At 48.8% G+C, this 26211-nt stretch carries 27 protein-coding genes and 1 riboswitch; all 27 genes read right to left on the bottom strand.

Translation table 11 applies throughout. From position 1 onward, the window contains the following. Window positions 1-247: 247 nt before the first annotated feature. Window positions 248-472 carry a DNA-directed RNA polymerase subunit beta gene (locus AB3N00_RS20045; protein WP_413036168.1) on the bottom strand — a complete coding sequence of 75 codons (225 nt, stop codon included), beginning with the start codon at window positions 470-472 and terminating at the stop codon, window positions 248-250. Between the two features lie 12 nt (window positions 473-484). Next, on the bottom strand, window positions 485-1324 hold the full coding sequence (locus tag AB3N00_RS20050; protein WP_413036169.1) for a flagellar hook-basal body protein: 840 nt from the start codon (window positions 1322-1324) through the stop codon (window positions 485-487). 30 nt (window positions 1325-1354) lie between these two features. After that, window positions 1355-2239: a flagellar hook-basal body protein gene (locus AB3N00_RS20055; RefSeq protein WP_413036170.1), complete on the bottom strand. Its 885-nt coding sequence runs from the start codon at window positions 2237-2239 to the stop codon at window positions 1355-1357. A gap of 103 nt (window positions 2240-2342) precedes the next feature. Further along, window positions 2343-3341, bottom strand: a complete 999-nt coding sequence (locus AB3N00_RS20060; protein WP_413036171.1) for a rod shape-determining protein — start codon at window positions 3339-3341, stop codon at window positions 2343-2345. A 218-nt stretch (window positions 3342-3559) separates the two neighbouring features. Next, entirely contained in the window at window positions 3560-3847 is a 288-nt protein-coding gene (gene spoIIID, locus AB3N00_RS20065) for a sporulation transcriptional regulator SpoIIID (RefSeq protein ID WP_024632710.1), read from the bottom strand. Window positions 3848-4018: 171 nt separating this feature from the next. Then, complete coding sequence (locus tag AB3N00_RS20070; protein ID WP_175396660.1) at window positions 4019-4753, bottom strand: M23 family metallopeptidase; 735 nt, start codon at window positions 4751-4753, stop codon at window positions 4019-4021. Between the two features lie 876 nt (window positions 4754-5629). Continuing rightward, window positions 5630-6976: a stage II sporulation protein D gene (gene spoIID, locus AB3N00_RS20075; RefSeq protein WP_413036172.1), complete on the bottom strand. Its 1347-nt coding sequence runs from the start codon at window positions 6974-6976 to the stop codon at window positions 5630-5632. Between the two features lie 399 nt (window positions 6977-7375). Beyond that, entirely contained in the window at window positions 7376-8722 is a 1347-nt protein-coding gene (murA, locus tag AB3N00_RS20080; RefSeq protein WP_413036173.1) for a UDP-N-acetylglucosamine 1-carboxyvinyltransferase, read from the bottom strand. A gap of 518 nt (window positions 8723-9240) precedes the next feature. Then, the gene (locus AB3N00_RS20085) at window positions 9241-9498 is read right to left on the bottom strand and encodes a DUF1146 family protein (protein ID WP_413036174.1); all 258 of its coding nucleotides are present in this window, start codon (window positions 9496-9498) and stop codon (window positions 9241-9243) included. Between the two features lie 603 nt (window positions 9499-10101). Beyond that, entirely contained in the window at window positions 10102-10506 is a 405-nt protein-coding gene (locus AB3N00_RS20090) for a F0F1 ATP synthase subunit epsilon (RefSeq protein ID WP_413036175.1), read from the bottom strand. Window positions 10507-10569: 63 nt separating this feature from the next. Then, a complete protein-coding gene (atpD, locus tag AB3N00_RS20095) occupies window positions 10570-11973 on the bottom strand; it encodes a F0F1 ATP synthase subunit beta (protein ID WP_175396664.1) in 1404 nt (467 codons plus the stop codon). 95 nt (window positions 11974-12068) lie between these two features. After that, complete coding sequence (atpG, locus tag AB3N00_RS20100) at window positions 12069-12941, bottom strand: ATP synthase F1 subunit gamma (protein WP_175396665.1); 873 nt, start codon at window positions 12939-12941, stop codon at window positions 12069-12071. A 211-nt stretch (window positions 12942-13152) separates the two neighbouring features. Beyond that, window positions 13153-14667 (bottom strand): F0F1 ATP synthase subunit alpha, encoded by a 1515-nt coding sequence (gene atpA / locus AB3N00_RS20105; protein ID WP_413036176.1) that lies wholly within the window; start codon window positions 14665-14667, stop codon window positions 13153-13155. Between the two features lie 16 nt (window positions 14668-14683). After that, complete coding sequence (locus AB3N00_RS20110) at window positions 14684-15232, bottom strand: F0F1 ATP synthase subunit delta (protein WP_413036177.1); 549 nt, start codon at window positions 15230-15232, stop codon at window positions 14684-14686. Further along, window positions 15229-15717 carry a F0F1 ATP synthase subunit B gene (gene atpF / locus AB3N00_RS20115; RefSeq protein WP_095291225.1) on the bottom strand — a complete coding sequence of 163 codons (489 nt, stop codon included), beginning with the start codon at window positions 15715-15717 and terminating at the stop codon, window positions 15229-15231. Before atpF ends, AB3N00_RS20110 begins: the two co-directional genes overlap by 4 nt. A 114-nt stretch (window positions 15718-15831) precedes the next feature. After that, the gene (atpE, locus tag AB3N00_RS20120; protein WP_017691934.1) at window positions 15832-16056 is read right to left on the bottom strand and encodes a F0F1 ATP synthase subunit C; all 225 of its coding nucleotides are present in this window, start codon (window positions 16054-16056) and stop codon (window positions 15832-15834) included. A gap of 78 nt (window positions 16057-16134) precedes the next feature. Then, window positions 16135-16953, bottom strand: a complete 819-nt coding sequence (gene atpB / locus AB3N00_RS20125; RefSeq protein ID WP_413036178.1) for a F0F1 ATP synthase subunit A — start codon at window positions 16951-16953, stop codon at window positions 16135-16137. A 45-nt stretch (window positions 16954-16998) separates the two neighbouring features. After that, entirely contained in the window at window positions 16999-17376 is a 378-nt protein-coding gene (locus tag AB3N00_RS20130) for an ATP synthase subunit I (protein WP_095291219.1), read from the bottom strand. Continuing rightward, window positions 17369-17623: an AtpZ/AtpI family protein gene (locus AB3N00_RS20135; protein WP_175396668.1), complete on the bottom strand. Its 255-nt coding sequence runs from the start codon at window positions 17621-17623 to the stop codon at window positions 17369-17371. The genes AB3N00_RS20130 and AB3N00_RS20135 overlap by 8 nt, the downstream gene beginning before the upstream one ends. Window positions 17624-17810: 187 nt before the next feature. Continuing rightward, complete coding sequence (wecB, locus tag AB3N00_RS20140) at window positions 17811-18968, bottom strand: non-hydrolyzing UDP-N-acetylglucosamine 2-epimerase (RefSeq protein ID WP_413036179.1); 1158 nt, start codon at window positions 18966-18968, stop codon at window positions 17811-17813. Window positions 18969-19006: 38 nt separating this feature from the next. After that, complete coding sequence (upp, locus tag AB3N00_RS20145) at window positions 19007-19636, bottom strand: uracil phosphoribosyltransferase (RefSeq protein WP_053782842.1); 630 nt, start codon at window positions 19634-19636, stop codon at window positions 19007-19009. Window positions 19637-19866: 230 nt separating this feature from the next. Continuing rightward, entirely contained in the window at window positions 19867-21114 is a 1248-nt protein-coding gene (gene glyA, locus AB3N00_RS20150) for a serine hydroxymethyltransferase (protein ID WP_095291213.1), read from the bottom strand. A gap of 229 nt (window positions 21115-21343) precedes the next feature. Beyond that, window positions 21344-21937: a TIGR01440 family protein gene (locus AB3N00_RS20155; RefSeq protein WP_413036180.1), complete on the bottom strand. Its 594-nt coding sequence runs from the start codon at window positions 21935-21937 to the stop codon at window positions 21344-21346. A 142-nt stretch (window positions 21938-22079) separates the two neighbouring features. Continuing rightward, window positions 22080-22161, bottom strand: a riboswitch (ZMP/ZTP riboswitch). A 139-nt stretch (window positions 22162-22300) separates the two neighbouring features. After that, on the bottom strand, window positions 22301-22873 hold the full coding sequence (locus AB3N00_RS20160; RefSeq protein ID WP_413036181.1) for a low molecular weight protein arginine phosphatase: 573 nt from the start codon (window positions 22871-22873) through the stop codon (window positions 22301-22303). Between the two features lie 125 nt (window positions 22874-22998). Then, on the bottom strand, window positions 22999-23559 hold the full coding sequence (locus AB3N00_RS20165; RefSeq protein WP_413036182.1) for a manganese efflux pump MntP family protein: 561 nt from the start codon (window positions 23557-23559) through the stop codon (window positions 22999-23001). 268 nt (window positions 23560-23827) lie between these two features. Further along, complete coding sequence (locus AB3N00_RS20170) at window positions 23828-25102, bottom strand: L-threonylcarbamoyladenylate synthase (protein WP_413036183.1); 1275 nt, start codon at window positions 25100-25102, stop codon at window positions 23828-23830. A gap of 236 nt (window positions 25103-25338) precedes the next feature. After that, window positions 25339-25998 carry a stage II sporulation protein R gene (gene spoIIR, locus AB3N00_RS20175; RefSeq protein ID WP_413036184.1) on the bottom strand — a complete coding sequence of 220 codons (660 nt, stop codon included), beginning with the start codon at window positions 25996-25998 and terminating at the stop codon, window positions 25339-25341. Window positions 25999-26211 lie beyond the last annotated feature (213 nt).

The raw sequence follows: 26211 nt of genomic DNA on the forward strand, positions 1-26211 counted from the left end.
AAGTTTAAAATATCAATTCATATAAATGTTTTATTGTATTTGGTATGAAAAGCACATTTTCGGTTAACACTACTATTATCCTTCATGACTGCAGTAGTGAAGGTTGAGATAAGGGGTCTCTCTTCGCGATGACAATCGTCTTTCGCAGGGGAGGCCTCTTTTGACGTCAAACGTCATCCATCATTATACTGTTTTCAACGCCAAAAAGAAAACTCCTGCCTGCGCAGGAGTTTTCGCTATTTCACGATCATGAAGCGAACACCAGATCATATACATGTTTCCAGGTACTCCACTGGAATACGGAGCCGATATCCTGTTTGCCCAGTACCACATAACCAGCGACCATGCCGCCAGCGAGGGCCAGAACAAGCAAGACCGGGATCAGAAACCCTCTGGCGATGCGCCATCCACTCTTCTTTTTCTTGACTTCCTTCTTCTCCGGCTTGCTGTTCTGCTTCTGTGTATCTGTCATCGCATTCACCTTTTATGCTCTTATAGTGTTGGCAAGACCCGCCATCGAATCACTTGATGTCAGTGCGCGTGCTGCCAGCTGGTATGTCCGCTGCCCTTGCATCAATAATGCCATCTCCTGTGTCAGATCAACGTTGGATTGTTCCAGGTACCCTGCACGGATCATGGCCGTCGCTTCACGTGTTGCCGCATTAGCTCCAAACACATCGTCCTCGGTTAATCCGGCATCCAGACCGAACAGGTTATCTGCATACTGTACAAGTCCTTCCGGACGTTCGATATCTACAAGCTGCAGTTGTGCTCCAATCGTTGCATTAGCTTCATTGCCGCGACGGATCAGCAGATTGCCCTTCTCATCGAAGGCCACTTTGCTGTTATTCGGAGCAGTAATCCGGTTACCTTGGCGATCAAGCGCAAAATAGCCTTCGCCGTTAACCAGCACCATCATCTGAGGTGCGTTGGGGTCCGGATTAGGTGTTGGATCAGGGACAAAATGGAATGCGCCTTGACGTGTCCACATTTTCTGACCATTCGCTTCAACGGCAAACATGGCGTTGCCTTCGATCGCCAGATCCGTTGGATTCCCCGTCTCGTTCAGTGTACCCTGAGACATATCCTTCGTCACTTCCGTCAGACGGGCACCGAATCCCAGGTTGTACCCCATTGGGGTGGATCGTCCATCAAGCTTATACTTGTCTGGCTGCTGCTGCACCCGGGTCAGTACATCTTCGAACGCTGCCTGCTTGCTTTTATAGCCTGCCGTATTCACGTTGGCAATATTATCGGAAATGACATCCAGACGCTGCTGTATTGCGGTCATGGAGACCTTCGCACTAATCATGGAATTATTCATCTATTGGTTCATCCTCCCTATTGCCGCGTGTTATACACGACCCACGTCATTGACGGCTTTGTCCAAACTGCGATCGTAGAATTGTACAACCTTCTGATTCGCTTCATATGCACGGTAGGCCGCATTCATATCCACCGTAGCCTGTGAAGCATCCACGTTCGACCCTTCCAGATAACCCTGACGGATCTGTACATTATCTCCCGCCGCCATCATTCGCGCTGTAGCGCCTTCCTGATCGTACAGGCTAAAATTACCGTCACCCTCGCGAACCAGTTGGTTCGGCTGATCGATGACGCTGATTCCAAGTGTAACGCCAGTGGGCGCTCCTGTGACCGCATCAACAAGACGGCCTTGCTCATCCACTTTAAATTGGTCCACCGAGCCTGTCAACACAACAGGCTCTCCATTATTATCCAGAACCTGAGCTCCTGTTGAGCTTAACAGTTCTCCCGTTCCTGTAACCTGGAAGTGACCATCGCGTGTATATCTTGTATTACCTTCCGCATCCTGCACCGTAAAATACGCCTGAGGCTGATAGATCACCGTACCGTCAGCTCGTACAAATTTGCCTGAACCGTCAAAAGCGACAGGTTGTCCTGTCTGCGGATCATTCACGGACAGATTGGACGAGATGGCGAAGTCACTCTTCTGCCCACTCTCCATAATCGCTCCCTGCAAATTCATGGACAAGCTCTCTTCCGCGAACACCCCTGTGTTCAGCTTGCCCAGCCGCTTCGTTGGAACATTGGCATCTCCACCGACCAACGTAATGAGCATTTCCGGGAAGGAACGGCTTACGCTGTTCACCTGTTTATATCCCGTGGTGTTCATATTTACAATATTTTGAGTCGCAGTGTCATGGCGGCGTTGTTGCGTAATCATTCCCGCGGTAGCGGTGTACAAACCTCTTAGCATGAATTAACCCCTCTCCTCAAGCGCTTGTCCTGCGTCACAGGACCATAGCTTGTCCGTTCTGTTCCCGAGTATAGGCGAACCTTTAGATATTTATATCGGCAGATTAGAACTTTTTCTTAACCACCTGATCCAAATTGTTGAGCATAATGCCTGTCCCCTTCACGACACAATGCATCGGATCCTCTGCAACCCATACCGGTACATGCAATTCATTGGACAACAGTTCGTCCAGTCCATTCAGCAGAGCACCCCCGCCTGTCAAAACAACACCCCGGTCAATAATATCCGCCGACAGCTCTGGTGGCGTCCGCTCCAATACCGACTTCGCCGCAACGATAATGGATTGCACGGAATCCCATAGCGCTTCCTGCACTTCACTTCCCGACACCGTTACGGTAACAGGCAGACCGGATACCATATCCCGCCCGCGAATATCCATCTCGGTTTGACGTCCAGCCGGGTTTACGGAACCAATCGCAATCTTAAGATCCTCAGCAGTGCGTTCACCGATCATGAGTTTGTACTTAGCTTTGATAAACTTGATAATCGCTTCGTCGAACTTGTCCCCTGCGACTTTAATAGAAGAGGCGGTGACTACGTCGCCCATAGACAGGACTGCAACGTCAGTCGTTCCGCCGCCGATATCCACGACCATATTGCCGCTCGGCTGAAAAATATCCATTCCCGCACCGATCGCTGCCGCTTTCGGCTCTTCTTCCAGAAACACTTCTTTGGCACCGCTGCGCTCCGCAGCCTCACGGATGGCCTTCTGCTCCACGGAAGTAATATTCGTTGGTGCACAGATCAAGATACGCGGGTGGCTGTACCAGCTTCTCGCCCCCACTCGATTAATGAAATGTCTGAGCATCGCTTCCGTAATTTCGAAGTCCGCAATAACGCCGTCACGCAGCGGCCTAATGGCAACAATGTTACCTGGAGTACGCCCCACCATACGACGCGCTTCTTCCCCAACAGCAAGGACCCGCTTCGTATCGCTTTCAATGGTCACGACGGAAGGTTCATCGAGGACTACCCCACTTCCTTTCACGTGAATAAGCACGTTCGCCGTGCCAAGATCAATACCGATATCCTTGCTAAACATAAAAGAGCCCCCAAAGTGATATTATTTGGTCAGCGTATCCTGTGAAAAAGAGTCCCTTATCACGTCACCGCTCGTTCGACAAAGTGCAACATATATATGTAAAAATCGGGCTGATAAGATGTCATAATTCGATCCTGTACCAGCTTTTAACATATCATACTTCAGGGGAGGGATTCAATCCATGTGTGAGCTTTTTGACCTACGTCTTTCCGCGGTTGTTACGATTTAGCGGAAGCCAACACCTCACGTTTTTTACCGCTTGTTTTTTTGTATTTGATTTTGGTCGCTTCACCGCCCCGCAAATGGCGGATGGATTTGTGGTACTCCAGGATATGTTTCACCTGGTCAGCAAGATCAGGGTTGATTTCCGGCAGACGCTCCGTCAGATCCTTATGCACAGTACTCTTTGAAACGCCGAATTCTTTGGCAATGGTACGGACCGTATTCCTCGTCTCGACAATGCAGCGACCTATTTTTATGGTCCGTTCCTTGATGTAATCGTGCACGCTCCCGCCTCCCTACTGTGTGGATAGTTTGGTACATTATATGAGGAGCATGCCTATATATTCGCGGTTTAGAGGTGTGACAAGCTTCGAAGGTCCCAATAATTTCAGAAAAGCACAAAAAAGAGCAGAGGGGATTTCCCTCTGCCCTTTTCATTCTGCGTTAAAAATCATTTATTTTTCCGGAAGATATCCTTGTGGGTTAACCGGCTGACCGTCTTCGTATACTTCGAAGTGCAGGTGGTTGCCAAGCGTTTTTTCCAATTCATTTACGCCTGCGGATGCAATCGCATCTCCCTGTTTTACTTCATCGTCCTGTTTCACTTTGACGTCAGACAGGCTTTGGTATACGGTCTTGAGGTTATCACTATGCGTGATTTCCACAACTTGACCTGTCAGTGGATTTTGTTCCACCCGTGTCACTTTACCTCCGAGTGCTGCTTTTACTTCAAACGATTTGTTATCCCCACGTGCCAGGTCCACACCTGTGTTTGGAATAAACGTATCGTTGTACTGCACCATCGCTGCTTCATGCTCTTCCGTTGAACCTTCGTTCTCATAGAACGGTTTTACAACAGAAATTTCCGACGGACTTGCTACTGGCCATGCAAAATTCTCCGACTTGGCGACAACTTCCATGCTTTCTTCTCCACCAACTGCTGTTTCCTCTGTACCCGATGCTCCCGTTTCTACTACTCCACTAGCAGGATCGGAGTTCAGCGTTTTCTCGCCTGTACCCTGATAGACCCACACTAATGTTAGTATAATGCCTGCTGCTGCGATGTAGGCTGCCGGGAAGACCCAACGTTTGGACATTGCTCTTTTCCATGAAGAGGGCTGGCTGGCCGGTACTCCTTGAGTTGTTTTAGGAGTTTCTTCTTGGACTGTTTTTTTGTTTTGTTCATTCATCTTGATCACCTCAGTAACAAGTGTTACCGGGTGCAACTCTTTTATACACGCGCGACTCTAATTATTTTCACAAAGGTTTCAGAGAGTGCTATATATGTGAGAATGAGCAGTTAATACGTGCGCCGCTTCGGGGCCAGAAAACCTTTCGACCGGCTGTTATCCCCGGATTTCCTGATTATATTCTCCCAAGGGAGAAATCCGGTGATAGAGGCAAACTTATGCTTCCGAAGCAGCTTTTTTTCAGAGCGCTTTTAGATTCGCTTCTACAGGTTTTTTCTGCACTCTCCGTTCCGGTGTAACTATAGTTCAGACTGATATAGCCAAGTCTTAAAAGCTCCGGAATGGGTGGTTGGTAGAGAAGCCTGGATTTGCTGTATTGCCAATCCTTTTATGAAGTGAGTTTATCGGCTGAAAGCGACGCGACTTAATATGGGATATGATTGAATAAACCAATTAATTGCGCTCTAGGCTCGTTAAAGTGAGATGAGTGATTGGCGAGGCCGCGGCACAAATGTCTGTTCCATCTAACCTCGAGATTAGATTAATGGAATATTTCTAACGAACCCAAGTGGCCTTATTGGCGAGAAATTCACAGCTTGGGAATGCTAACGAATCGTTGACACTCTAATTACTCTTTTGGGTGCTATTATCGGTTTAATTACGTGATACGTCTTGATATAACACCTCTGAGATTCGTTAAACTTTCCATTCGTCTTGATATGCCTCATAAGGTATTTCAGATTAGTTAGAGTCAATGGTGTATAAAAGGCAAACCTAAACTGCTCATCTGTGTACATTCGTATTCATTCGAATTCACTCGGATTTATCCGGATTAATTCAGACTGATTCGCATTTATTCATCCGTATTGATGTCCCTTATTTCGAGGCCAGCATCTTCGATGCCTGTCCAAACGAGATGCCTGTATAGTAGTGTTTCAGGATCTGTGTTGCGGTGTGTCCCTCCTGCGCCATGCCGTTTGCTCCCCACTGGCTCATACCCACACCATGTCCATATCCGTAGGTTGTGATTTGGATCTCATCGCCCTCTGCCTTCCAGCTGAATTGACTGGATCTTAATCCAAGCAGCTTTCGCACCTCTGGTCCGCTGAACGTTTTGCCTGCGATCTGCATTTCCTTAATTCGGTGGCCCTCTGTTGTTGACAGCACTTCCATCCAAGAGCCGCCCTCCTGGGCTGTAACCGGGATAGCACTGGCATCCAGATTTAACTTTTGAAGAATCTCACTGCGCTTCATCTTAACCGTTTCCTCAAACTTCGGGGCCAATGTCTTATCCCACGGACTCGCTACACTTTTCAAATACGGCACGACATTACCCCATACATCTTCGGCGTTTTCGGTATAGCCGTTGCTCGTGGAGAAAAAGGAGGCGGTAATGGCCTTGCCCTGATATGTCATAACCGCATCCCGGCTTTCACGGACGGCCTGCTGTAACTTCTCCCACTCTTTCGCTTTTCCAAGCCGTGTCCATTCATCCTTCACCTGATCCGGTGGCAGAAACACCTGGTGGTTGACCGTATCCGTGACATCTGCATCCCCTGATGGTACACCGCTGGTATCATGTGCCGCCAACCTTCTGACGATAAAGGTACGCGCTGCAATTGCTTGGGCTTTCAACGCCTCTAACCTGAACTCAGCAGGCATCTCCGCCGCAACGACACCCGTCACATATTCCTCAAGCGGGAGATTCATGGTAGTTCCCGTTGCAGAGAGATAAACTCTTACGTTCGGTTCAGGGTACGTGACGGGTACGGCCGGAGCAGGCGCTGGAGTTGATACGCTGCCTGTTGTTGGTGTGACTGGAGTCGGCTCTGCCGGATCATTCGTCCGGGGCCAGACCAGAATGGCCGGGATCAGGAGTGCCAGCGCCAGCAAGCCTGATACTGCAGCAGCGGACTGCCAGCGCTTGGAGCCGATTGACCATCTACGGCTTCTGCCAAATGCACGCATTCGGCGCCGCTTTACTTGCCGGAACTGATCGAGCTCAATGACGGGCACATGAATACGCCCTGCTGGCTCACGTTCAGCTCCCCGGTCTACTGATTGAGTTGGACCGATGGATCTCCTGTTCTCTGCATAAGGGGTTCTGATATCCATTGAGGTTAGCTTGTCTTTTTCCGTTTCAGCATTTGAAGTCTCATTCGACTCCTCCATCATTGGACGGGGGACAAGGGGGACCTTAACCTGCACACGAGCTTCTTTCATTTCGACATACCCTCCGTTGTACATAGGCCGTCAAATACCGGTCCTTTTGTTCAAATCCATAGTTTAGGGTATGAGCCGTGCCGATCTGATAGAACCTGATTTGAGAGAAACGAAGCATAGGCAACTCTTTTTAATCTTAGATTAACATTGCTCTGCTATAGTGGATAAAGTGTTGTTCTACAGCCTTTTTTGCATGATAAGACAATGCACTGCATTCTCAAATGTGTTCTTTCTTTTTTTATGTATATATACAGTATTGGATTCGATGCTCTTCCATTAGGACCAGCTATTAATAGAATCAGGTACTGAATATCCGCTTACATTGCTTATAGCACTATATGTAAAAAAAGAGCACAAAAAAAGCCAAGCCAGATGGCTTAGCTTTTTGCAATTCATGATTTAGGCCCAAGTCGGTTGCACCTTGAACATTGGCACTTCTTCCTCAGCTTTTTCGTTGGCAGGCTTAGCTGCATCCAGTTTCGGTTCTTCAACCGAAATACGGTAAATGTCAGCTCCCAGTCCATTCAGCTTCTCAGCCAGATGAACATAGCCACGGTCGATGTGATGAACACCGCCGACTTCAGTTGTACCTTCAGCAACCAGACCCGCAATGATGAGTGCAGCACCTGCACGCAAATCAGTAGCTGTCACTTTGGCACCCTTCAGTTTGGCATTGCCTGTAATGATGGACGAACGGCCTTCCACTTTGATCTCCGCATTCATCAACTGGAACTCATCCACATGCATGAAGCGATTCTCAAACACCGTCTCGGTTACAACACTGGTTCCTTCAGATGCAAGCAAGAGCGCCATCATCTGGGACTGCATATCAGTAGGGAAACCAGGGTATGGTAATGTTTTCACATCCACAGCCTTGAGCGGGCGATCCGCAATAACACGAACACCATTCTCATCCGGCAGGATGGTAACACCCATCTCTTCCATCTTCGCAATAACCGAACCCAAATGATCGGAGATCGCACCTTCGATGTACACGTCACCACCCGAAATTGCAGCAGCAGCCATATAAGTACCTGCTTCCACCCGATCCGGGATTACCGTGTGCTTCACGCCAGTAAGTTTCTCCACACCCTCGATGCGAATAACTCCTGTACCAGCGCCACGGACTTTGGCACCCATTCCGTTAAGGAAGTTGGCCAGATCCACGATTTCAGGTTCTTTTGCCGCATTCTCCAGCACGGTTACACCGTCAGCCAAAGTTGCAGCCATCATAATATTTTGAGTAGCTCCAACAGAAGCTACATCCAGATAAATTTTTGCACCGCGCAACCGTCCTTGGCTGCGAGCTTCGATATAGCCTTGACCCAAGCTGATCTCGGCACCCATGGCTTCGAAACCTTTCAAATGCTGATCAATTGGCCGTGTACCGATGGCACATCCACCAGGAAGCGAAATTCTTGTATGACCCATACGCGTCAATAAAGGCCCCATGACCAGAAAAGACGCCCGCATTTTACTTACCCATTCATACGGGGCTTCGCAGGAAGTAAGTTTTTCCGCATTTACGGTAATCACTTCGTCCCGGTATGTAACACCCGCTCCCAGCGATTCCAACACCTTGTTAATCGTCATCACATCGTCTAGAGGAGGCGCGTCAATAATAACGCTTTGTCCTTCTTCCCCTAAGAGAGAGGCAGCGATGATCGGAAGAACAGAATTTTTAGCGCCGCTAACTTTGACACTTCCGGTCAACCTTTTGCCACCGCGGACGATAAATTTGCTCATCATGGTTCCCTCCGCGCTTTTATTCCCTTTTCTTCATTCCGGAATACGTGAGCCCTCTGTGTAGCAAGGACTGTTGCTGTGTGTGGAATTTCGACATAGTCCGGCAAAAAACGCCCTAGATGTCTATTCAGAAAAGAATTGGTTTATAATCCAAAATTGATGATAACACTTGCCGTGCTGTTGCCTGCAAACTTGTAAATTAAGCCTTACAGGTCAGCAAAACATCAGGACAGACGGATTGGGATAATTTTTAGCCGGTTTCAACCGGAGATCCCGTTTATAACCTCATATTAAAGTGAACAATTGTGAATTCCCTAACTTCCATCATAACATTGTTGAATTGTACGATACAAGCATTTTTACATAAAACATCTCAAATCCAACCAATTACACGTCACACATTTTTCTTAATTGTTAGCAGGCAAGTCATACTCTAATTGTTGACACAATCAATCGATGTTATTCGACAATACGCCTGCATGAAGAACCTAACAGATGATTAACCAACCATCTCAACATTAAAACAAATGACGCAGCATTTGGGTCCATGATAAATAATCAATAACGAACCCGGCTACCGCATGACCCAGAATAATCGCGAGCAGTAAATGTAACAATCTTCCCTGGGCACCCTTCGGCTGTCTGATGATCAGATCAAGCTTCAGGTTTTGCAGAGCCCACCATGCGAGTGCTATACACAACAGTGAGACGATAATCGAAACTAGCCCATTCGTGCTTAATGACTGGTTCAACTGATTTGTCAGATCAATATCCATATATTCATTACCTCCACATTTGTTGCAGCCATCAGCGTAATTTTGCTTGTCATCCCCATTTCGGAGTCCTTAGGATGATTTGTTCCAGCACAACACGACTGAGTTACTGCTGAAGCCCTACATAGGGAGTCTTCGTGTTGCCCAATCATCGAGCAGCACCATCTGGCTGTGAATGATCATGGAATTCATCTACGCAGCTGCATTCTCTGCTGACTCTATGGAATATAGGCTCTTTCATCATACATTGTCAATTACATTGATTTCCACTTTGAAAATATTTTAATTTTAAATCAACGGGATTTTGTGACTAAAACGACATAAAAGAGCGCTATTTCGATATCGATCTTGTCATTTCCTCGGAAATAATTTGGAATCTCCTGGCCAAAAATGGGTCTATTAGTGGTAACTATCACCACTACTATAGTCCTATAATATATTCCATTTCACAGGAACGGTGATTGTCATTCACAAAAAATAACGAGGTAATTACATGAAATATCCATTGATTTTTTTAACACGAAAGTAAAAAATGGAAGATTCACCTTTTTGAAATCAAAGCAAAAAAAGCCCGGCAGATCAAGCCGCCGGGCTTTCTTAGATCGTTTATTTGCCGTATACGTTGATCCGGTTAACCGCTTTTTGCAGAGCGATCTCTGCCCGGCGGTGATCAAAGTGGTCCTGGTTGCTTTGGCTGCTGAGACGGCGTTCTGCCCGCTCTTTCGCTGCACGCGCACGATCCACATCGATGTTTTCCGGGAATTCGGCACTTTCTGCGAGCACAACAACCTTATCTTTGCGGACTTCGATAAAGCCGCCGCCTATAGCGACCTGCTTGTTCTCTTTTCCGTTTTTGATAACGATCGGTGCAATCTGCAATGGTGTAACCATAGGGATATGACCTGGCAAGATCCCCAGTTCCCCTTCAATACCACGAGCGATGATGCTATCCGCTTGCTCCGAATAGACCAAACGCTCAGGTGTTACGATTTCCAACAAAAAGGTGCTCAATTCCATCCCTCCTGAAACTATCCGAAGGATAGCTCGCTTCATAAGGACAATCCTGGATTCAGATTATACCAGTGTTTTGGCTTTCTCCACTGCCTCTTCAATTGTACCCACGAAGAGGAATGCTGCTTCCGGCAGATCGTCATGCTTGCCTTCGAGAATTTCTTTAAAGCTGCGCACCGTTTCTTTAACCGGAACGTATTTACCCGGGATACCGTTAAATGCTTCAGCAACGTGGAAAGGCTGGGACAAGAAACGTTGAATTTTACGAGCACGGTAAACGAGCGCTCTGTCTTCTTCACTCAGCTCGTCCATACCCAGGATAGCAATGATATCCTGCAGCTCATTATAACGCGCCAAGATGCGTTTAACGCCTTGTGCAACGCTATAGTGTTCTTCACCTACAACTTCTGGTGACAAGATCCGGGAGCTGGATGCCAGTGGATCTACCGCAGGGTAGATACCCATCTCGGAAATTTTACGCTCCAGGTTCGTTGTTGCATCCAAGTGAGCAAACGTTGTTGCAGGAGCCGGATCCGTATAGTCATCCGCAGGTACGTAGATCGCCTGGATGGATGTAACCGATCCTTTTTTCGTGGAAGTGATACGCTCTTGCAATTGACCCATTTCTGTTGCCAGCGTAGGCTGATAACCTACCGCAGAAGGCATACGTCCGAGCAAGGCAGATACTTCTGAACCCGCTTGGGTGAAACGGAAGATGTTATCGATAAAGAGCAACACGTCACGGCCTTCTTCATCACGGAAGTATTCCGCCATCGTCAGACCTGTGAGGGCTACACGAAGACGTGCGCCTGGAGGCTCGTTCATTTGTCCGAAGACCATTGCTGTTTTGTTGATAACGCCGGAATCACTCATCTCGTGATACAAGTCATTACCTTCACGTGTACGCTCACCAACACCCGCAAATACGGAGATACCACCGTGCTCTTGCGCAATGTTGTTGATCAATTCTTGAATCGTAACGGTTTTACCTACACCGGCACCACCGAACAAACCGATTTTACCACCTTTGGCGTAAGGAGCCAGCAAGTCGATAACTTTGATACCCGTCTCAAGCATTTCTGCTTGGGTAGTCAGTTCATCGAATGCAGGAGCAGAGCGGTGAATCGGGTTTTTATGTTCAGCAGCTACAGTACCGCCAGTATCAATCGCTTCGCCGAGTACGTTAAATACACGACCCAGTGTCGCTTCCCCAACAGGTACAGAGATTGGAGCTCCTGTATCTACGGCTTCCATACCACGTACGAGACCGTCCGTGGAGGACATCGCGATACAACGTACCCGGTTGTCACCCAGATGTTTCGAAGCTTCGAGTGTAAGACTTACACTTACGCCGCTTTCGGTTACTGTAGTGATCGTAATGGCATTGAGGATTTCCGGCAGACCGCCGCGATCAAACTCGACGTCAACAACCGGACCCATGATGCTCACAACGCGTCCTTTGTTCATCTTAACGTTCCCCTCCTACAAGCCTGCTACTTTGACAAAAATAATGTTCCGTTCGCTTATCTTTGCAGTGCAAGCCTTCATTAAATAAAAAACGGTTAGCCTTGTGCTGCGTTGGCACCTGCCACAATTTCCGTAATCTCCTGCGTGATCGCTGCTTGACGGGCACGGTTATAAGTCAATGACAAATCGTTGATGAGTTTGGATGCATTTTTGGTTGCATTGCCCATCGCCGTCATTTTCGCACCCAGCTCGCTCGCCTTACCGTTCAGAAGTGCACCATAGATCAGCGTTTCCGCATAACGCGGAAGCAGAACTTCCAGTACAGCTTCAGCTGACGGTTCGTACTCGTAGCTTGCAGTTGGTCCTTCCGCAGCAGATACCTCAGGTGTTTCCATTGGAAGAAGACGTTCTACCGTAGGAATCTGGGTCAACGCATTTACAAAGCGGTTATAACAAATGTACAATTCATCAAATTCAGCCAGTTCAAACCCACGAACAGCTTCGTGTGCGATGGATTTGATATCTGCAAATGAAGGCGAATCCGACAGATCCGTTGTCGTGGAAGCCATCGCAATTTCACGCCGTTTGAAATAATCGCGTCCCTTACGTCCGATAACGAACAACTCGTAGTCATTCTGAGAGTTATGGCGCTCTTTCAGCGTCAGATTAACCTGACGCAAAATATTTGCATTGTATCCACCCGCAAGTCCACGGTCCGATGTAATGATCAGATAAGCTGTCTTTTTGACCGGACGACTCTCGAGCATCGGATGCTGGATTCCTTGCGTGCTTGATGCAATACTAGCCACAACTTCTTTAAGTTTCTCCGAATAAGGACGGGCTGCCTCAGCTTTTTCCTGCGCTTTGCGCAGTTTTGCAGCTGCAACCATCTCCATTGCTTTGGTGATCTGCTTGGTGCTTTGTACGCTTTTAATTTGCCGCTTAATTTCGCGCATGCCTTTTGCCATGATTTCACCACCTTCAAGTTTTGACGTAGTCAAAACTACTTCGTAAGCCTAAACTTTACTTTGGCGCAGCCAAAGTTACTTCGTAAGCATCAACACTAGTTTTGACGTAGCCAAAACTACTTCGTAAGCATCATCTTACTTTGACGGGGTCAAAGTTTTACATGCAGACATGCGGAATCGGTTTAACAACTCCGCAGCTGCAATCATCTATTTAGACAGAGACAGCAAAGCTCTTTCTGAACTTCTCGATTGCGCCTTTCAGCGCATTTTCGTTGTCTGCAGTCAATTCTTTTGTATCACGGATGGACCCGAGAATTTCCTGATGGCTGCTCTCCATGAACGCGAGGAACTCACGCTCGAAACGAGTAACATCACCAGTTGGAATTTCATCCAGGAAACCTTTAACCGCTGTATACAAGCTCACAACCTGCTGTTCAACAGGCAGAGGCTGGTTTACACCCTGTTTCAGGATTTCCATCATGCGAGCACCACGATTCAGGCGGGCCTGAGTGGCTTTGTCCAGATCGGAACCGAACTGGGAGAACGCTTGAAGCTCACGATATTGAGCGAGGTCGAGACGCAGGGAACCTGCAACCTTTTTCATCGCTTTGATCTGAGCAGAACCACCGACACGGGATACGGAAATACCTACGTTGATCGCCGGGCGTTGTCCAGCATTGAACAAGTCGGCTTCCAGGAAGATTTGTCCGTCCGTGATGGAGATTACGTTCGTTGGAATGTAGGCAGATACGTCAGAAGCCTGTGTTTCAATGAATGGCAGAGCGGTTAAAGAACCACCACCAAGTTCATCATTCAGCTTCGCTGCACGCTCCAGCAAACGGGAGTGCAGGTAGAAGACGTCACCCGGATAAGCTTCACGGCCCGGAGGACGACGAAGCAGCAAGGAAAGCTCACGGTATGCAGCCGCTTGTTTGGTCAAGTCATCATAGATAACCAGCACGTGCTCACCTTTGTACATGAAGTACTCACCCATCGAACAACCGGAATACGGTGCGATGTACAAGAGTGGTGATGGATCGGATGCTGCTGCAGTTACAACGATTGTGTACTCCATTGCGCCTTTACGACGAAGGGTTTCCACAACTTGAGCAACTGTAGATTGTTTTTGACCGATAGCAACATAGATACATTTCATGCCGCTGCCTTTTTGGTTCAGGATCGCATCGATTGCAATCGATGTTTTACCTGTTTGACGGTCACCGATGATCAACTCACGTTGTCCGCGACCGATTGGAACCATCGCATCAATCGCTTTGATTCCTGTTTGCATCGGCTCATGAACCGATTTACGATCCATTACGCCAGGTGCTTTACCTTCAACCGGACGGAATTCCGTTGTAGCGATTGGCCCTTTGCCATCCACTGGAATACCGAGCGGGTTCACAACGCGTCCAATCAATGCTTCGCCAACCGGCACTTGCATGATTTGACCTGTACGTTTTACTTGATCGCCTTCACGGATGTCAGAGTAAGGTCCCAGGATAACGACACCGACATTGCTCTCTTCCACGTTCATGGCGAGGCCCATAACACCGCTTGGGAATTCAACCAACTCGTTGGACATGACATTCTCAAGTCCGTATACACGGGCGATACCGTCACCGACCTCAATAACCGTCCCGACTTCGACTACATCGATATCGTTCTTGTATTGTTCGATCTGGCTCTTAATTAATGTACTGATTTCTTCTGGTTTGATACTCAAGTGTCCTCACCCCAATCTACTGTACTCGTCTGTTAAAAGACTGCTCAAGACGTTCGAGCTTGCCAGCCAAGCTGCCGTCATAGATCGTATCGCCAATGGCGACTTTCAATCCGCCCAGCAGAGTCGGATCGACAATGTTCTCGATACGAATCTTTTTATTCACACGGCCACCGAATTCACGGGCTACCGCTTCTTTTTCTTCATCTTTCAATGCATAAGTCGAGTAAACGCGCGCATCAGCAATGCCGAGCGAATCGCCCTCGATCTTCAGATAATCACTCAGCAGAGCTTCCAGCAGTTCAACGCGACCACGCTCGATCAGGAGCAGAACAGTGCGCAGGACAGGTTCGGACACTTTGCCGTCAAGGCTTGCATGAAGCACGTTCCGCTTGGCTTCGTCAGAGATGTTCGGAGATACGATAAACTTGATGATCTCGGCATCCCCGGTCAAACCGCTGACAACCGCACGCAGTTCCTGTTCAACTTCAAGCACCTGCTGCTGCTGGAGAGCGACTTCGAACAATGCTTTCGCATAACGCTTGGCAACAATCGTATCGCGGCTCATTGTCGGCCCCCTACCTCATTGAGGTATTGGTTCACAAGCTCCTCTTGTGCAGGACCGTTCTCAACTTCTTTTTTGATCAATTTGGAAGCAATCTGAACGGAAGCTGTACCCAGTTCGCTGCGAAGGGCTGCAACCGCTTTGTTCTTCTCGCTTTCAATTTCACGTACCGCATCGTCTTTCAGACGATTAGCTTCAGCTTTTGCATCAGCCAGAATTGATTCAGCCTGTTTGCCGCCCGTTTGTTTGGACTGTTCAATGATGTCGTGAGCTTCTTTGCGCGCTTGCTCCAGAGCTTGTTTTTGCTCCTCCACATAGGCAATGGCCTGTTCCCGAGTCTGAGCAGCCTCATTCATCTGCGTCAGCACGAGTTCACGACGTTTTTCCATGATGGAGAACAAAGGACCGAAAGCATAACGGCTAAGCAGCCAATATAAAATTGCAAATGCGATAATCGCAAGAAGCGTATTTTCCCATACGAAACTCAATCTGTTCACTCCTTCCTGGAGGTATCCTTGAAACGTTCATCCGCAAGTACGGACATTACCTAAAAAGAAGGCGCGGATGGCTATGGCCTTCCCCGCCAAACCTTATCAATTTAATTAAGCCATACCGTAGAACATGAACGCGAGTACCACACCGATGATCGGCAATACCTCGATCAGACCTACCCCGATAAACATTGTTGTTTGAAGAGTGGATTTTGCTTCCGGTTGACGGGCAATTCCTTCTACTGTCTTGCTGATTACCATACCGTTACCGATACCTGCGCCAAACGCGCCCAGTCCTGCAACAATTGCTGCTGCGATTAATGCCATTGCTCCCATTTGTATATCCTCCTTAAAATGATAAATCGAATTTTTTATTGTTCAGCCTGGTGAAGAAATCTTCGTAGGGCTTGGAACTTAATGTTCGTCGTGCGTCTCGATGCTCTGTGAAATGTACACCATCATCAAGATTACAAAAACAAATGCCTGGATCGCACCGATAAAGATACTGAAGCCTTGCCATACCATCAGCAACGGAATGGCAGCAATTGCACCAAACACTTTGAACGTGGTCAGCTTCAGGATTGTTGTGATCAGTACCTCACCCGCGAAGATATTCGCGAATAGACGCATACCGTGTGTCAGCAGCTTGGATGCCGTCTCAATCAAGTTGATGGGCAAGAACAAGGCGAAAGGCTGAAGGTAGTGCTTGAGATACCCTCTCGTGTTGCGGAACAATCCAAGTCCATGAGATACCATGAACGCTACAAGCGCCAGTCCCATCGTTACCGATAAATCAGCGGTAGGTGATTTCCACCAGGCCAGTTCAACGTGTGGATGTGCTTCAGGGTCCTTGGCATGCGCTTCTTCAAACGCATCAACCGCTGTAACGATCGGCTGACCGAACACCTGCGCATGTTCTGCGCTTTCCACTGAGGTCACCGCCTGAAACGGAAGACCCAACATGTTACCGACAAAGATGAACATAATCATGGAAAGAGCGAGAGAGATAAAATGTTTCCCTTTCTTCATATCCATCGTACTGGAAATCAGATTGCGGACGAATTCTACTGCCCACTCCATAAAATTTTGCAGCTTGCCGGGGTTTTCAACGGACAATCTCCGTGTAGCCAGGACAGCAAAGATAAAAACGAGGGCACCTGTAACAACAAGCATCAACACAACCGATAGATCCAATCGAAATCCGCCAAGCATAATAATTGGAGCTTCATGCATATTTTTCTCACCCCTTTCTCGACTTGAAAGCTGCAGCACCTAACTTCATTCTGCTCTGCGGGAATAGACGATCCCTATAATCAGTAAGGAAAATTGCGCAATGACCAGACCGCCTGCAACCGCGTATGTATTGAAATACTGCGGAAAGCGCATCGATATGAATATACCGAGCACAGCGAGTGCCGCTCTTGTCAAAAATCCCAGGTTCACACGCTTCAAGTTACCTTCTGCCGCATCATCAGACATTTTCCTTACTTTGTAGCCCAGGTAAAATGCATTGATCCAGCTAATTCCCGTACCCAGGGCCAGTCCCAAAGCAATTGTCTCCACACGTGGCATAAAGGCCGCTGCGAGAAAACAAATCATAAGAAAGTACATGATGAAAACAGTCATCCATCTGCGGTATCTGGTTAGTTCACTCATCACTGTCCCCCATGAATTTTTTCGCGATAAAGTAGATGCTCACACCGCCTGCGGCCAGAAAAAAGAGAACGCTTACGGCGATCCATATTCCGTTACCTCCAATGGTCTTGTCCAACCAGGAGCCAGCGTAATATCCGGCAACAGCGAGAATGGCAATCTCGATCCCAAATGCTGTCACGAGTCCCATCGCTTTCCACACATTATCGTCATGGTTACGGGATGAATTTGGTTTGTTCGAATCGGCCATTTTCCACGCCACCCTTGCAATCCCAGTTAATTTTACTGAATGATGAGAGCCTTTGTCAATTGATTGATTTTAGCGTTTTAAAGGGTAAAACGGCAGGTTTACAGGCCCCCGGGAGCCCATAAACCCGCGTAAACCGTACAGTTTAACTGTATGCTGTACCCTTTGGAATTCAGTCAGAAAAAACGAATTATTTTTTGAATTTTCTGTGAAATGATTCCGGTCGTTCATTATTTACGCCAAAATGGTGCAAAATCGCATTGACAATTCTTTCCGAAGCATGTCCATCACCGTATGGATTGGCAGCTTGACTCATGCTTGCATACAGTGTTTCGTCCGTAAGCAGAGCTCTGGTCCGCTCATATACACGTTCCTCATCCGTACCCACCAACTCTAACGTTCCGGCTTCAATGCCTTCCGGGCGCTCCGTGGTATCCCGCAGAACGAGCACTGGCACACCAAACGAAGGCGCTTCTTCCTGCAAACCGCCTGAATCCGTCAAAATCAAGTGAGTATGAGGGTAAAAATTATGCAAATCCACTACGTCTAGCGGATCAATCAATTGAATACGGGGGTGATTCCCCAAAATCGCGTGAGCCGGCTCCTTCACAGCAGGACTTGGATGCACCGGATACACGATGGCAATATCTTCGAACTCGTCGGCAATCCGTTTGACGGCCTGGAAAATGTTGCGGTGAGGCTCGCCTTGGGATTCACGGCGGTGAGCTGTCATCAGCACAAGACGTTTGCCCTGTGCCCATTCAAGTACCGGATGTGTGTAATCCTGCCGTACTGTATATTGAAACACATCTGTTACCGTGTTGCCTGTGACATACGTACTAGACTCCGGTTTATTTTCTTTGGCAAGGTTGGAGAAAGACCAATCCGTCGGTGCAAAATGCAGGTCTGCAAGCACACCGGTTAACTGACGGTTCATCTCTTCCGGGTATGGGGACAGCTTGTTCCATGTACGAAGACCTGCTTCCACATGGCCCACCTGAATCTGCTGCAGAAACGCAGCATAACTGGCTACAAACGTAGTCAGCGTATCCCCGTGCACAAGCACGATATCGGGTTTCGCTTCGCGCAGAACCGGCTCCAAGCCTCCAAGCACACGAATCGTAATTTCATTCAGCGTCTGACGATCTTTCATGACGTCCAGATCATAGTCCGGTTGAATGTTAAACACTTCAAGAACCTGATCCAGCATCTGACGATGCTGTGCGGTCACACAGACGATGGATTCGATAGATTCGGGATGTTTCTGAAGTTCCAAAATAAGCGGAGCCATCTTGATGGCTTCCGGACGAACTCCGAATATCGTCATGACTTTAATTTTGTTGGACATTCAAACAAAGCCCCTTTTCTATTCAGCATGCAGCATGCTTATTTAGTGCCGTACAGACGGTCTCCTGCATCTCCCAGTCCGGGAACGATATAACCGTGATCATCCAGACGGTCGTCTAGTGCAGCCACATAGATGTCCACATCGGGATGTGCATCCTGAACTGCTTTTACACCCTCAGGAGCTGCAACAAGGTTCATCATTTTGATTTGAGTGCAGCCGCGTTTTTTCAACACGTCAATCGCTGCAATGGCAGAACCGCCAGTTGCCAGCATCGGGTCGATCACAATCAATTGGCGCTCTGTCACGTCTGTAGGCAGTTTGGTGTAGTATTCTACCGGTTGCAGTGTTTCCGGATCACGGAACAGACCGACATGTCCAACTTTTGCAGCTGGCAACAATTTCACAACGCCATCGAGCATTCCGAGTCCTGCACGCAGAATCGGCACCAGTCCGAGCATACGTCCGGAAATGACTTTGCCTTGTGTTTCAGCTACAGGAGTTTGTACATCAATCGTCTCCAGTTCAACATCTCTTGTAATCTCATAAGCCATCAACGTTGCTACTTCATCCACCAATTCTCGAAAATCTTTCGTATTCGTACGCATATCGCGTATAAACGTCAGTTTGTGTTGAATCAAAGGGTGATCACATATTACTAATTTTCCCATCTAATTTGTCCCTCCGGTAAGTTCTTCATGTTCAGCATTTCCAATAATGCCTAATCATCATTCATAGGCCCGATAAATCCTGTATATTATATCATCACCTACACCGAATTACACCATCAAAGGACATGTAATCATTACAGAAAACCGAATACTATAAAAATAGGACCGGAAACTTGGCATGTTCCGGTCCTTTTTGCTCTAGATGTGGGTTGATTCCATTGGTGAATGGACTAGTATTTCAGATCAGTGTACAGCGGGAATTGGTCCGTAAGTGCCGTTACTTCTGCACGAGCTTCATCCAGCTTCGCTGTATCTTTCGGATTTTTCAATGTTTTGGCAATAATTTTACCAATGGCTACCATAGCCTCTTCGTTCATACCACGGGAAGTTGCTGCTGGGGTACCAATACGAATACCACTGGTTACAAACGGGCTGGTAGGATCAAATGGAATTGCATTTTTGTTCACGGTAATACCGATGGAGTCGAGGACATGCTCGGCTTCCTTACCTGTGATGTTCACGCTGCGTGTGTCGATCAGCATCAGGTGGTTGTCTGTACCCCCGGATACGATGTTCAATCCTTCGGCAATCAGTGTTTCTGCCAAAACCTGAGCGTTCTTCACTACGTTCTGTGCGTATGTTTTGAATGAAGGCTGCAGCGCCTCACCCAATGCTACCGCTTTGGAAGCGATAACGTGCATCAGAGGTCCACCTTGGGAACCCGGGAATACGGCTTTATCAATCGCGGCTGCCCAGGATTTGCGGCACAGAATCATACCACCACGAGGTCCGCGCAGCGTTTTGTGTGTTGTTGTTGTTACAAAATGAGCATGTGGAACCGGGCTCGGATGCAATCCGGCTGCAACCAGTCCTGCAATGTGGGCCATGTCCACCATGAACAATGCGCCTACGTCATTGGCGATGGAAGCCAATTTTTCAAAATCAATGGTACGCGGATATGCGCTTGCACCTGCAACGATCAGACGAGGGCGGTGCTTAAATGCCGCTTTGCGCACTTCATCGTAATCGATCAGGAACGTATCTTCCTGTACGCCATAAGCCACGAAATTGTACAGCAAACCGGATGCATTCACCGGGCTGCCGTGAGTAAGGTGTCCACCATGAGCAAGGTTCATGCCCAGTACCGTGTCGCCAGGTTTCAGGGCTGCAAGGTACACTGCCATATTCGCTTGTGCTCCGGAGTGAGGCTGCACGTTAACATGTTCAGCACCAAACAGTTCCTTCGCGCGATCACGTGCGATATCTTCCACGACATCCACGTGCTCGCAGCCACCATAATAACGTTTGCCTGGGTATCCTTCAGCGTACTTGTTCGTCAGTACAGATCCAAGTGCCTCAATTACCGCTTCACTTACGATGTTCTCGGATGCAATCAGCTCAATGTTGTTCTGTTGACGTTTCAGTTCCAAATTCATCGCTTCAAGTACTGCAGGGTCATTCTTGCGCAATTGTTCCATGTTTAAATTCCTCCCAAGTATAAGTGAAGTTATAAAACGAAATTAATATTTACACGAAAACGGAGAGTGCAGGACCAATCTAGAGAAACGAAGTGTTCGCCTTTATCACCGGATTTCCCCTTTAAAGGGGATTTAAAAAAATCTGGGGATAACAGCGATCGGAAGATGGTTTTGCAATCGGAGTTAGGAGTGTAACCTTTCAGTTTCGCTTTATAGTTGGTTGAAGATTTTAGTCGCAAAATGTCGAATCTGGTTGCTCTTCCATCTGATACACCGCACGTTCGCCGCCAATCAGCTTCGGACGGGTCAAGGCTGTCGTCACACGGGCTTCCCCAATGTAGCGAAGCGTTGTACGGAAAGGAACTGCCACATGCCGTAAGTGCATGCCGATCATCGTTTCCCCGATATCCATTCCCGCGTGAGCCTGCACATGTTCTGCCAGGCAAGGATCACTCAGCGAGCGATATGCTGCGGATGCCATGGAACCGCCTGCCTTGGGAACGGGCACGGCGCCCACCTCAGTCAAACCAAGACGTGTGAGCAATGAACGCTCCATCACCAGCGCACGGTTTAAATGTTCACAGCACTGGAACACAGGCTCGAAGCCGAATTCCTGCTGCACCTCGCGGATACCCGCAAGAAGCTGCTGTGCCACTTCAATCGCACCACTTGTACCAATTTTCTGGCCTGCGACTTCACTTGTACTTGTTCCGATCACCACGATCTGTCCAGGCCCAAGCTGTCCGGCATGTGCCAGTTCTCGCAGAATGGATGCGGTCTGTTCCTGCAATCCGGGTTGTTCCGAATCTAACTCAATAGTCATCCTATCGCCTCCCGATAAAATCATGCCTGACTTCCTCACGGATGCCCGATTTTGTATTCATGCACGGCATTTCAGGTACTATTATAGCGAATAATCAGATGAAAGACGAAAAAAAGAGCAGTCTGCGGGTACCGCAGAATTGCTCTTTTGCCCAGGCGACCGGCCGTTTGTTCCGGTGCTCCATTGTGGTTGTGCCCACTTCGTCGCCAGTTACACCGGATCCCTGTTTTCCCCTTCATCATAAAACAACCTACGCCTAAAATCAACGGCTAATTTACACCACATGTTCGTTTTTTCATATGAAACGGAGTCTTGAGATTCGATCGTTACTGCCCAAATTACATTGCCCTGCACAGCACCGGTTTATCCCAACTTGTCCAGAAGCCGATCCAGTGCGGTCCTGATCTCTGCAGCAGCTATATTATAATCGTCACGACTTCCGCCGAACGGGTCGGATATATCAAAGCTTGGAATGCGCTGCCGGATCTCAATCACGCGCTCACGCTCTGACGCCAGAATCTCCTGACCCAGTGCACGTTTCAGCTCCAGTGTCGCAAACAGGCTGTCCAGTTCCTGAAGATCATTCAGAACCTGCTCATCATTTTCCACATACTCTTTCAGGGTATATGTCTTGGAGACGGAATCCGGAAAAACCTGCATCACATGCTGTTTGTGGCTTCGTGTCAATGTAAGAATCAGATCGGCCCAGTCAATGAGGCTCGCACTAAGCTGCGTGGAGTGTGCAGGTCCCTCCACTTGATGATCTCTTAATACGGCTTCGGCATGACGGGAAATCGGCATACCGGTTGTTGCTGCTACACCAGCAGAACGAACCTCTACCTGAATGCCCCGTTCTGAAGCCAGCTTGCGTAAAAGCCCCTCCGCCATGGGGCTGCGGCACGTATTCCCTGTACATACAAACAAAATATGTTTCATTGTGATAGCCTCCCCATTTCGCAAATGTTGTCGAATGATGCCATATTTTAATTTTAAACGAAGCTAATTTAAAGAAAATAGGTATGAATGCACAAAGCTGCAAGCATTCCGCGTGAATGGCTGTTTTAAAATATAAACAATAGCCCAAAAGCGAGCAGAATGGCTCCACCAATGGCTTCACCATAATCGCCAAGGTTTTGACTCACTCGTCTTCCCAGCAGCAGTCCCATCACGGACATGATTCCACCACATGCGCCGAAAGCCAGTACAGTCAGTACCAGATCACTGCTAAACATGCCGAGTGACACGCCAACGGAAAATGAATCCACACTTACACTGAGCGAAAACAAAATTACACCCAGCATGGATCGGTGATCCACCAGCTTTGTGTCTCCCTCTCGGAACGCATTCAAAATCATGTGGCCGCCGAGCAAAACGAGCAACCCGCCTGCAGCATACGTCGTAATATCCCCAAGGAAAGAACTGACGTATTTGCCCGTATACATACCGATCAGCGGCATGATGACATGGAACAGGGCTGTGACAAAACTGATTCGCAGCACATCGCGTAAACGAATGCCTTTCATGCCTATCCCAATGCCAAGCGAGAAGGCATCCAGCCCCAGAGCGACGGCCATAATCAAAATGGTTACCAACTGCCCCAAATGGGCAGATACATCCCACATCCCCATACCCCCAAGTCACGTAAAGGTTCTTGTACACGATATGCGGACAAGGACACAAACATGACGGGAGATAACCTTGCGCTTCCATTATTCCAAATGTATTCTCCCGAATAGAACATATCCCTTAAGTGAGAGATTCGGATAGGAAGCAGAGATGTAAGCATACGGGTGTTAAAAGGTATGGTCCAATCGGCAGGCAGTGAGTATCGTTGGTCGTCACTGCCTGCCGATTAGGCGGACCGGAGAGACAGCAACTCCGGTCTACGTGTTACTGGTCACCAACCTGTATCAGTTGGTGACCCGCCGCCTTGAGCAGCCGATTCATGACGGCTGCTCCCAGCCCTTCGCGTGAGCAGGCTTCGGCCACAATATATGTGGCGCCCTGCTCATCGCAGCTGCGCAGCGCGGCATACAGCCGGCGCGCTGCTTCTTCGAGCTCGCTGGCATCGCCCAGCGAGAACACGGCATCGGCGCGGTACTGCTCCGCGTGCTCGGCGAATGCCAGCACCGCGGTGCGCTCTCCGCGCTGCGCCGCCTCGGCGAGGGCGGCGCTGATCCAGGCCGCCACGGCTGGCGGCGGCCCCTCTACCACGCACAGCGCCCCTGTGGGCGCATAGTGCGTGTACTTCATGCCCGGCGAGCGCGGCGCCGGGCTTCCATCGCCAGCGGACCCTTCGGCGAGAATCGCCGGGTCCGTGGCGACACGGGCGGCGACGGCGGACAGCTGTTCCGCCGTAATGCCGCCAGGGCGCAGGATGGTGACGGTACCGTCGTCACCGACCTGCACCACCGTGGACTCGACGCCCACCCCGGTGGGGCCGCCGTCCACGATGCCGCCGATGCGGCCAGCCAGATCCTCGATCACGTGTGAAGCGAGCGTCGGGCTTGGCCGACCGGAGCGATTGGCGCTTGGCGCGGCCACTGGACACTCAGCCGCGGCAAGCAGCTGCAGAGCCACCGGGTGATCCGGCATGCGTACGGCCACTGTATCCAGACCGGCAGTAACCCGCGGGGACACTGCCCCTGCCTTAACCGGCAGCACAAGCGTAAGCGGCCCTGGCCAAAAGGCCTCGATCAGCGCTTCCGCCGCTTCATTCACTTCCGTAACCAGCGGATCCAGCTGGTCACGATGCGCAATATGCACAATCAACGGATTGTCTGACGGGCGGCCTTTGGCTTCAAATATAGCCTCTACTGCGGCTGTACTGCGTGCATCTGCGCCTAATCCGTATACCGTCTCCGTCGGGAACGCTATCGTCTGACCTTGACGAATGCAGGCTGCGGCAGCCTGCAAGTCGGAGAGCGCCTGCTGATAGGCGCTCCCCTTTTTCACAACAGATCCATGCGCTGTGGCCGTCAGCGAGTTGACTTCTGGCCCGGAAGATAACTCTTCCTCATGTTCACTCATAACAGAATTACCCACGATATGAGGATGTTCCTCGTTCAGTAATGCTCTAACATCCCATATGGGGGTAGATGATCCTCCCTGAGTTTCCGGAACGCCGTTTCCTGTGTAAACATCTTGCTCATTTTTTCTGTTCATATATCCATCATCCCTAAACTCCAATAGGTTAGTAACGCGTACCTCTACCTTGGCGGTAGCTTTCTTGCTTATATTTCGAATACCTATAATTATACCATATCTGTTCAACCTAAGAATGGGCCCCATGTCTCTCCGCCCAACCCCGTATCATAGCAGCATTCGGAAATCTGTAGTAAAAGGATCAAAAGGGCATCTCCCTGAATCGAAGTTGCCCTCCATTATTAATGCTCGCAGTATTATGCGAACAATCCAGCTACCCAATCCCACACCTTGACAGCCAGATCGACCAGGAAGAAACGCGCTTCAGGTGTATTTCCCTGGACGGACGCTTCAGCATCTCCAGGCTCAGCTGCCGCAGCAGACACGGTAGTTGGCTTCGCCAGCGCATCCCCCGTACTCGCATCGATGAAGCACAATGGCGGAAACAGCACACACCACCAATTCTGACCTTTTCCTTCTCCCAGTGTTATACGCACTGCTTCGTAATCTCCTGCGGGATATACAGTGCCTCCATATAGTTTGGTTGGAAACGGAACAACACCGAGCTCCACCTGATAAGGGTAATCCAGTCCACGGCTCGCCAGTTCTTCGCCCACCCGATCTTCAATTTCAGATAAATGCTCGCGAATGACAAGGCGCGCTTCATCCAGACTCTGCGGATTGTCCAATTCGGTAACCCACTCGCTCATCTGAGCAACAACGGCATCCCGAATCTCGCGTTTTACCATTTGATCCCCTGCTGCATCCGAATTGGCGAGAATGCGCAATCGAATGGATTGTTCCGGAATCGCTGCAGCCGCCAGAGCTGCATCCGTCTTTTGACCTTCCCACATCATAATCATCATCATAAGACAAACCATAATAAGTCCAATTTGTTTCACTACCCGTCTGCTCATCCCGTTCTCCCCCTCGGCTCCCGTGATCATGCTCCCTGTAACTCTCTCATGTCTATCAGTATGCCCGGAAGAGACAGAAGTAAACCTAGTATAAAACATAAATCTAGCATATCGATTCTCTCATTCTAATGCTGATGAACAGCTATCGAAAAAAAAGGCCAATCCACACCTGGCTCAGGGCGGATTAACCATACTCACACGTTACCGTTGAAC

This window comes from Paenibacillus xylanilyticus (genome assembly GCF_047246825.1).
GTDB lineage: Bacteria > Bacillota > Bacilli > Paenibacillales > Paenibacillaceae > Paenibacillus > Paenibacillus xylanilyticus_B.